The organism is Nevskia soli, from assembly GCF_903970205.1.
GTDB lineage: Bacteria > Acidobacteriota > Terriglobia > Bryobacterales > Bryobacteraceae > Bog-113.
Map to the genome: position 1 here is coordinate 1 of NZ_CAJCHS010000405.1, position 9,499 is coordinate 9,499.

Below are 9,499 nucleotides of genomic sequence, written 5' to 3' on the forward strand. Positions count from 1 at the left end.
CTTCTATGGTTGCCCGGCGGCATGACTAAGTGCCGCTGTCGCCTGATCGATAACACCGGCTTCACGCGTCAACGCCGCGGCGGCGCGAGGAATCTGCGACTGGGCTAAGTCCCAGTCCTTGCGATCCATCGCTTCCAGAACTCCCGGCAGCGGCTTAGCTTCGTAGCCGGTGTAGGCGCCCGGCGCATAGATCTGATTCTTGAACCAAGGGCGGCCCGGTAATCCCTCGGGATCGGTCAGCGCCAGGCTACTCTGCATGAGTAAGTGATTCACGCGGTCGAGTGCGGTGTCTTCCGGCCACGCGCTCGCGTTGCGAAGCCTCGCGATCTGCGCGGCGTAGGCGTCGGCGCTTCGGTCCAATACTTCAAGAGCGTTCTCGAGCGGCGCGAAGTTGAAGAATGGCGGTACGGTGCGGACCGGCGGCGGTTTCAGCGGCTTCGTCGGATCGTCAACCGCTTTGTAGGTGCCTTCTTCGACCTCTCGATTCCGTTCGCGAGTCAGATCCTGCTGATTCTTTACCAGCTTCTGCAGATTACTTATATAAGTGCGGATCGTATCGGTAAAGTCCGTGAAATCGAACGGCAATAGCTCCGCGTCAGCCATTCGCATGACTAAGGTACCCATCGTTTGCGAGAGTAGCCGGCAGTAGACAAAGCCAGGGTCGCCGTAATGGGTATACCAATAGAAGTCATCATAGATCGAATGGTAGATTCCCCCCTCGGTCTCTCCGCCGAAACCAATATCTGCTGAAGGAATGCCGATGTGGTGCATGAATGGCGCGTAGTCCGATCCGTCGCCCAGCGCGCCGACTCGTAGGTCGGCTCGCTGCCGCGCCTCGTTCTTCTCCTCCGGCGTATGCGCTTCGGCGATGGTCGACCCCTGGAGCCGCTTCCAGAGTGTCAGATCCGTCTCCGGGTCGTGTATGTCGCGAGCAACGCCGTTGATGAACTTTTCGAGGACATGCGACGCGTCGACTCCCAGGAAACCGCGGCCATTGGTATCGCTGTTGAAGTACGCGACCGCGTGGTCCTTCAATTCCTGCTCATGCGCTTCCACCCATTCCGTGGAGCCGAGTAATCCCGGTTCTTCGCCATCCCAGGCGCAATAGATGAGAGTGCGGCGCGGCGTCCATCCCTGCTTCTTCAGTTCCCCGAACGCACGCGCCTCTTCGAGTAATGCCACCTGACCGGAAATTGGATCTTCCGCGCCGTTCACCCAGGCGTCGTGATGATTCCCGCGGATCACCCACTCATCGCGCATGTCGCCGCCATCCAGACGCGCGATCACGTCGTAAATGCGGCTTTGATCCCAGTTAGAGAGTACCTTCATGTGCACGATCGCCGGTCCGGGTCCAATGCGATACGTCAGAGGCAGCGAACCGCGCCAGCCCCGTGGAGCGACGCGCCCGCGAATTTCGGCGAGGAGCGGCTGAGCGTCACCATAAGAGATCGGCAGCACCGGTATCTTCTGGATCGTCGTCGAGTCTTTCAGGGCCAGACGCGGAGTGCCGGGTATGGAGGGCTTGCCGGGTGTAAGAGGATCGCCGGGATAATCGGTGTCCATCACGCTGCCGCGCTGGACGCCTTGCGAGGGCCGGAAGGGTCCCTGCGGGTAAGTCTCGCCGCGGGAGTAGCCGTCGTCTCCGGGATCGGAGTAGATTAGACAACCCAGCGCGCCATGTTCGGCGGCAAGCTTGACCTTGACGCCCCGCCAGCCGTGACCGTATCGGGTGATTACGATCGCGCCTTTTACGGAAACGCCTAAGCGCTCGAGTTCCTCATAGTCATCGGGCATCCCATAGTTGGCATAAACGAGCGGACCGGTAACATCGCCGTCCGCGCCGTAGGCGTTGTAAGTGGGTAACTGTTCGTGCGTCTGGCCGGAGGTTGGGTCAATCGCCAGCGGCGGTTCTTCCAGCTGGGCGCGATACTTCACCGGCGCGGTCATCTCCAGCCTGCGTTCTTTCGGCGTCGGAAATAACACGTCGAACGGTTCGATGTGCGCGTCGAAGCCCCATGCCTGGAACTGCTTCAACAGCCACTCGGCGTTGTCCTTGTCGTAAGGCGACCCGACGTGATGCGGGCGCGCGGTCAGGCGCCGCATGTATTCCTGCTGCCGCTCCGAACTGGGGATCGCGCGGAATTTCTGCTCCCACTCGCGCTCAGTTTGCGACGCGGATGCTGAATATCCGTCCAGCGGCGGATTTGTATCGGCGGAACGGATGGGATATGCGAAAGCGAGCGCGGCGAGCAGAGTCAACCCGCGCTGGGGGGCGGAAATGGGCATAGGCGGCGTGGCGGTTGAATTATCTTAACTCGCCAGTCAGGAAGCATGTCCGCTGCACCGCGAAGGCGCGTTATTTACGCGCCGATAAGGCTGCGATTCGCGAGCCGGCGCCGTAGGGCACGCCCAGGATCGTTAGTGTGTCGCCGGCCTCGACAAGGCTTACGACCTGCTGATGCGTGTACGTCGGTCCTGAAGGCTTCTGCTGATACAGCTTCGTGGTCGGCACGTACAGTAGCCCTGACACTACGCCATGAACCGTGCCATTCGCGACTAAGTCGGCGTACTGCAGCCCAGCTTGACTTTCGAGTGTGGACCAGGCGGTCGTGTTCGCCGAAGTCGATACGTTGGCAGCGGTAAGAGTCACCGCGTAACCGACGGCCGGTGCTGTCCCGGTATCCATGGATAAGTTAAACGCCGAAATATCATTCTGAACGCTCTTTTTACCCGCAAGACTTGGGAAAAGGTTCCCTCCAACGAAAGTATGAATATTCTCTTCGCCGCCATCGTGAAGGATTCCGAAACCGTCGATTGTCGGCCCCGTGCTATTGAACAACTCCTTCTGATACGTGGCGCGAAGCAAGGTCGCTTTCATGGGCTGCACGGCATCCGCGAGCAGGAAGATATCGAGGTCGGAGCCGAAGTTAGTCGCGGTATGGCAGGTATTGCACGTGTTACCAAGCGCATCGACCGGAGTGTTAATGAACTCCGTTTGCCCTTTTTGCGCGTTACCGCCCTCCAGGCTCGTTGGGTAAGTCCGATTGAGATTCTGGTAGGGATTCGGGAGCCACGTGACCGTGTTCACGAAGTTTGTGAAAGCGGTCATGTCGGTGGAAGAGATTTGCGTGCCGCCCATCAGTTGTTGGAACGCTACGTTGAAGTCTGAGAATTCCGGCTTATCGCCGCGCCAGTGGTAGGGCTGCTCGTTAATCAACCCTCGAAGCGTCAACGTGTTCATGGGGCCCTTCATGGGATGCTCTTCGAACGTGGCGCCGGTGTTGAGAGTAACGGCGAACATAGAACCGCTGGGGTCGCCCAAATCCCATGAAAGGTGGTCGCCTTCTCCGTCGAGATGACAAGCGGCGCACGATCCCGAGCCGTTTCCGGAGAGTTTCGCGTCGTAAAGGAAGCCGCGGCCCGCTTTCACCGCCGCGGTCGTCGGATCGGTAGAGCCCGTATGAATTTCATTCACGACCGTGTTGCTGGTCGTGTTGATCACACTGATCGTGTTGGAGATCCGATTATGAACGTAGAGCGTGTTCTGCGCGGTGTTGATCGCGAGTCCGCGCGGACCGCGTTTGGTTGCGGGGTTAACAGTGGAACCCGTTGCCTGGGGATCGATCTCGATGCGGTTCAAGACGTTGCCGTTGGGATCCACATAAGCGACCCGATCGGTACCGAAGGCGGCGATGTACATGTTTAGTCCCGTGGCGTCGAAGACGATACCCGCCGGTTGCGCTAAGGCGATCGCGATGGAACTCGGGTCCGGTAGGTTGGTGTAATCCAGCGTCGGATTGAGATCGTACGCGGTCACCGTTCCGGAAGGAGTAATCTTGGTGACGCGGTTGTTGACGAAATGTCCGTTCAGGTTCGTCTCGAAACGGACCAGGTTCAACGCATCCGTGTTAGTCACGTACAGGTTGCCCGTTGAAGGCTGCACCGCCAGTCCCAGGTTGAGTGTTCCCACGGCCGAATAGTAGCCATTAATAGCCAGCGTCGACGAGTTTATGGATACAACGTCGTTGTCGGGCATCGTGAAACCGACATAACCGGTCCAGGCGGGGTCGTTCCATGCAATGATGATGCCCTGCGCGGGAGCGGGCGGTAAGGCCGGGTTTGTCGGCGGGGGCGGCGGTGGCGCGTCGTTAAAGGTGACCAGCGTCGTTCCGTTGCCGGAGAGTGCGAACGCGGCATAAACCGTCGAACCGTCCGCACTTACCGTCATCGCGCGAGGGCCGCCGCCGAAGACCGCAATCAACTTAACGATTGTGTGCGTAACCGCATCGAAAACCGCGATCTGATTGTTGCGCGCTTCACTTACGAACGCGTATTGACCCGCGAACACGACGTCGGACGGCTCGACAGGGCAATGCAGCGTATCGACCACAATTCCCTGTGAAACGGAGACGATGCTTACGGAATTCGACTCCTGGTTCACCACCCAAACTTCGTCATTCGTCCGAGGGTTCACGGACACCGGTTCGACCCCCACCGGGATTTCCGATAGCAGCGCCGGGCGGGAAGGATTGGTCGAGACGTCGAAAACAGAGAGAGTTCCGTTGGGATTGTTCACGGCGTAGAGCCGCGTGCCGTCGGATGAAAGCCGGATCGGATTAGTGAGCGCCCCTTCGAAATTTGTGTAAGGGGTACCGGTATTTTGAGTCATTGACGGAAGCGCGAACAGGACGACGAGTCCGGCCGCTCGAGTTATCCACCGAAGCCGTAACGTTGCGTTCATTTAGACCTTTCATTGAAGCGTGAGCGGCCAGCGCTCTCGCTTACCCGACCTACTTTACTGGAGTAGCAACAAAGCCCACGGTTGAAGTGTCCGACAGGCTGACATACCCGACGATCACGCCGGACGCATTCACCCCTTGCGGGAATGTAGCAATTCCGCTCGGATCGCTGAAGGCAGTAAATACATCATTCGCCAGAATAAATCCATTCTCCGTACCGTCCGAGTTAGCGTAATAACCGACGATCTCATTTAGGTTACTGATTCCCGTGAAATAGGTCTGTAAGGCGCCCGGGTATTGGAAGGTTTGAGTAGTCGAACCGAGTTGAGTAAAACCGACAACAGGGTCCGTATAAGCCGTACCCGTACTCGCATAACCCGCAATAACGCCTACATCATTGATGCTCGTCGCCCACGTTTGAGACTGGCCGGTCACCGTTAGCACCGCAATCGTTCCGCTCGCCGAGCGGGCGATTGCCGCGTAAGTGGGGGAAGACACAAGGCCGAGTTCCGCATATCCCACGACGGAGCCCGCGCTATTGATCGCTTGTCCAACCGTTGCGCGGGCTAAGATAACGATGAATTCAGTAGGAGTGCCGTCGAGTTCGGTGAAACCGACGGTAACGGCGGCCGAACCTATCGTGCGATGTAACGCCCCGACGGTTTCCCCACTCTTGTTAACTCCATAGAGCCACGTGGATGAACTATCCGTGATGTCTACGCCTGTATAAGTCCCGCCCTGGTATACAAATCCGTTAGCCAATCCCGATGTACCGACGTAGTAACCGACCACCTCGCCGCCGGCGTTAATCCCTTGTGCGTAGGTTTGAACTGCGCCGGGATATTCAAGGTGTTTGAACGTAAACTTCTGAGCGGAAGCCGGCGACGCGAGAATGCTCGATACCCAGCAAATCAAAAGGAAGGTGAGCAGTTTCATCTATAGCGAGCGCCTCTCACCACGTTAGAACCTATCGCGTACCCGGCGCGTGAAGTAATTGTAAAGTTTTGTAAATAGCTATTGACGCGGAACCGAATTCTATTTGAAATACCAGGGAACGTTCATCACGAATAGATCATTGTTACCTTTCAGCAACAGCAGCGCTTTCAGGAGTGTGGCGCGTTGTGAGTGGAGGAAGTAGTTATACCAGCGCTGCTCGATCAACTCCGGGACGATCGCTATAATCCGCGTGCCCGGGTTATCTTTCGACGCCTGGAGAATATAGTCGGCGATGGGCTGCACGACGAATCGGTAGGGCGATGGAAGTAAGATTAGCTCGGGAATCTGCGCGTTTGCCGCCTGGGCGGCCGCGCTTACGTGCGAATTCCAATCGTTGTGCAGTTCGTCCGAGCAATCCTCCGAGGCGACAAACAGCACGCGAATGTTCTTCGAGATCGAGAAGGCAAGACAGAGCGCATGCTTGGCTATCTTGCTCCACTGCTGCAACGGAACGATGACCAACGGCTCGGTTAAATCGCCGAGTTCGAGCGGCTCGGGACTGGCCAGCGCTTCGTGAACGCGGTCATAATGCCGGCGAACGCCGTACATCAACGCCAGCAGCGCTGGAATCGCGATTACGGTGATCCAGGCGCCCTCCACGAATTTGGCCGCGATTACCACCAGCACGGTGGCGCCCGTGGCAATGGCGCCGATCGCGTTGACGATCATGTTCCGGATCGCGTGCGGCCCCTTTTCGCGCAGCCAGTGAGCGACCATTCCGGCCTGCGAGAGCGTGAACGCGAGAAACGCGCCCACCGCGTAGAGCGGGATGAGGCGATCCGTCACGCCGCCGAAGCCGATGAGCAGCGCGCCCGTAAGGGCCGCCAAAATCAGGACTCCTTGTGAGTAAACGAGCCGGCGTCCCCTGGTGGCGAGCGAAATGGGGAGAAAGAAATCTTCGGCAATGGCGCGGCAGACGCGCGGGAAATCGGCGAAAGCGGTATTCGCCGAGAAAACCAATACCAGGAGCACCGAAGCGATCGCCGTGTAATAGAACCAGCCCCGTCCGGAGACGGCGAGAAACAGCATGGACAGGATGCTCTGGTAGGAGTTGCCATTCGGATCGGTAGCGACGATGTGATAACTGCGCACCAGGAAAGCGATTCCGGCGAGCATGATGATGAGAGCGGCGATGATCAATCCCAGGGTGCGCTGCGCCGTCTGCGCGGTCGGTTCGCGAAATGCCTTCACGCCGTTGCTCACTGCTTCAACGCCGGTCAGCGCGGTACAACCACTGGCGAAAGCCTTCATAATGAGCCACACGCTCACCCCGACCATGGCGCCGCTTGCCGCAGGGGCCGGAGGCGCGATTATGGGATGCGGGTTTCCGCCGCTAGCCAGCGTTTGGAACACCCCAATCGCGATCGCGGTAACCATACAACCCAGGAACAGATAGGTGGGCAACAGAAACACGCCGCCCGCTTCGCTAAGGCCGCGTAGATTCACCAGGGTAATGATCACCAGGGCGCCCAGGCAGAGTTCCAGCGTGCGCGCATGCAGCGACGGAACGGCGGAGGTCAGCGCTCCGATCCCGGCGGAGATGCCGACCGCCGCGGTCAACACGTAGTCGATCATCAGCGCGGCAGCCGCGACCAGGCCGGGAAAGGTGCCCAGGTTTTCGCGCGCGACGGTGTACGATCCGCCACCATTCGGATAGGCGGCAATCGTCTGCCGGTACGAGAAGAAGACGATAACCAGCAGCGCGATGATGCTGGTGCTCAGCGGAACGATATAGGCAACGCCCGCCAGACCCAGCGGAATCAGGAGCGTTAGCGCGGCTTCAGGGCCGTAAGCCGCGGAGCTGAGCGCATCCAATCCGAAAATCGGGATGCCCTTCGCGACGCCGATCTGCTGGGCGCGCTCGTCCGACGAGGCCAGGGGCCGGCCGAGGATTAAATCGATGATCGACAATGCTGAACCTCTCGCATGCTGGGCACGTAATTAGCCAGTCTCGCACCTGCAAGGCGTGTCTCGCACAATCGGCGTGTTAATTTGGTAGCGCTCTCATGGCTGGGTTATGGCGGAGTTAAGCCGCATTGGCGTGGCGATCGACGTGGACCTTCTGGCGCGCTTCGACGAATCCATCGCCGCTCAGGGGTACACCAACCGGTCGGAAGCGTTCCGCGATCTGATCCGGGACCGCCTGATCGCCGCCTCGGTGGAAGCGCCGGAAACTTTGGTGGTCGGAACCGTCACCCTGATTTACGATCACCATTCGCGGCTTCTTCCGGAGAAGCTAACCGATCTGCAGCACGAATCGCACCAGCTGATTATCTCGACCACGCACGTTCACCTGGACCATCACACTTGTCTCGAAGTAGTCGTGGTCAAGGGCGATTCCGGGCGAGTTCGCAAGTTAGCGGATCTGTTGATCGGAACGAAGGGCGTGCAGCACGGTCGTTTGGTGATGACGGCGCCCGGTGCCGACGCGTCCCACGGTGCAGATGCGGCGCTCCCGAAAAGCGCCTAAACTGGTGGTTTGTCTTCCGCAGCTTTACCCCGTGCTTTAGAAATTCGCCGGTCGGTCTGTCCTCTGGATTGTCCGGATACGTGCGCGGTCCTGATCAACGTGGACGATGCGGGACGCGGATCGAAGCTGCGCGGCGATCCGGCGCATCCCGTCACGCGTGGTTTTCTGTGCGGTAAAGTGGCGCGCTATCTGGACCGTCAATATTCGCCGGACCGTCTCCTTTATCCGCAGAAACGCGTCGGCGCAAAGGGCGAAGGCAGGTTTGCGCGCGTGAGCTGGGACGAGGCGCTCGGCGAAATCGCGGACCGGCTGAAGTCCATCGCGGCCAAGTTCGGCTCCGAATCGATCCTGCCCTACAGCTACGCGGGGTCGATGGGATTTCTGCAAGCCAACGGGATGGACCGCCGTTTCTTCCATCGCCTGGGCGCCTCGCGGTTGGACCGCACCATCTGTTCAACCGCCGGGATGGTCGGCACGATTCAGGCGCTTGGCAGCCGCTATGGAACCGAGCCCGAGCAGTTCCGCCACTCGAAACTCATCATCGCCTGGGGAGCGAATGTGCTCGCCACGAACGTGCATCTCTGGCCGTTCATCGTGGAAGCGCGGCGCAACGGCGCCCGGTTCTACACGATCGATCCGGTTCGTCATAAGACGGGTTCGCTCGCCGATAAGCACTTCACGATACAGCCGGGAACGGACGCGGCGCTCGCGCTGGGATTGATGCACGTGATGATCCGCGAGCGTCTGGTGGACTACGATTACGTCGGGCAGCATACGTCCGGCTTCGAGGATCTGGCGCGCAAGGCGGAGGAGTACCGGCCCGCGCGCGTCGCGGAACTCACGGGCATTCCCGCCGACGACATCATCGCGCTCGCCCGGGAGTATGCGACGACGCGGCCCGCTGCGATTCGTCTCAACTACGGCGTGCAGCGTTCGGAACGCGGCGGGATGGCGGTGCGATTGATCTCGCTGCTACCGGCGCTGACCGGCTCGTGGCGCGAAGTCGGCGGCGGCCTGCAGTTGTCGCTCTCCGGCGCTTTTCATATGAACCGAGCGAACCTGGAGCGCCCCGATCTCCAGAAGCGCTCGCTCGGGCGGGAAGCGCGCCTCGTGAATATGACCGAGCTTGGAGCCGCGCTGAACCATCTGTCCGACCCGCCGGTGAAAGCGATGGTCGTTTACTGCTCGAACCCGGCGGCCATCGCGCCCGATCAGAACCAGGTGCTGCGCGGCTTGAAGCGCGACGATCTGTTCACCGTGGTGCTCGAACAGATGCAGACCGATACGGCCGATT

The 9,499-nt window shown here is 59.6% G+C and carries 6 protein-coding genes; 2 read left to right on the forward strand and 4 right to left on the reverse strand.

Features of this window, described 5'->3' with window-relative positions:
• Positions 1-3 precede the first annotated feature (3 nt).
• The 4 genes from H1Y01_RS17550 to H1Y01_RS17565 all read right to left on the reverse strand — a co-directional run bounded on the left by H1Y01_RS17550 (position 4) and on the right by H1Y01_RS17565 (position 7,646).
• On the reverse strand, positions 4-2,286 hold the full coding sequence (locus H1Y01_RS17550) for a transferrin receptor-like dimerization domain-containing protein (RefSeq protein ID WP_180541828.1): 2,283 nt from the start codon (positions 2,284-2,286) through the stop codon (positions 4-6).
• A 70-nt stretch (positions 2,287-2,356) separates the two neighbouring features.
• Positions 2,357-4,741 carry a beta-propeller fold lactonase family protein gene (locus H1Y01_RS17555; protein ID WP_180541829.1) on the reverse strand — a complete coding sequence of 795 codons (2,385 nt, stop codon included), beginning with the start codon at positions 4,739-4,741 and terminating at the stop codon, positions 2,357-2,359.
• Between the two features lie 49 nt (positions 4,742-4,790).
• A complete protein-coding gene (locus H1Y01_RS17560) occupies positions 4,791-5,675 on the reverse strand; it encodes a hypothetical protein (RefSeq protein ID WP_180541831.1) in 885 nt (294 codons plus the stop codon).
• A gap of 99 nt (positions 5,676-5,774) precedes the next feature.
• Entirely contained in the window at positions 5,775-7,646 is a 1,872-nt protein-coding gene (locus H1Y01_RS17565) for an APC family permease (RefSeq protein WP_180541833.1), read from the reverse strand.
• Positions 7,647-7,752: 106 nt separating this feature from the next.
• Here H1Y01_RS17565 and nikR point away from each other — a divergent pair, with 106 nt between their 5' ends.
• Together nikR and H1Y01_RS17575 are read left to right on the forward strand one after the other, a co-directional pair.
• Complete coding sequence (nikR, locus tag H1Y01_RS17570) at positions 7,753-8,205, forward strand: nickel-responsive transcriptional regulator NikR (protein WP_180541835.1); 453 nt, start codon at positions 7,753-7,755, stop codon at positions 8,203-8,205.
• Positions 8,206-8,214: 9 nt separating this feature from the next.
• Positions 8,215-9,499: molybdopterin-dependent oxidoreductase (locus H1Y01_RS17575; RefSeq protein WP_180541837.1), on the forward strand; the 1,285-nt coding region annotated here is incomplete at its 3' end.

Coding starts and splice junctions, on each gene's coding strand:
- H1Y01_RS17550 (WP_180541828.1), bottom strand. CDS start 2,286: ATGCCCATTTCCGCCCCCCAGCGCGGGTTGACTCTGCTCGCCGCGCTC.
- H1Y01_RS17560 (WP_180541831.1), bottom strand. CDS start 5,675: ATGAAACTGCTCACCTTCCTTTTGATTTGCTGGGTATCGAGCATTCTC.
- H1Y01_RS17555 (WP_180541829.1), bottom strand. CDS start 4,741: ATGAACGCAACGTTACGGCTTCGGTGGATAACTCGAGCGGCCGGACTC.
- nikR (WP_180541835.1), top strand. CDS start 7,753: ATGGCGGAGTTAAGCCGCATTGGCGTGGCGATCGACGTGGACCTTCTG.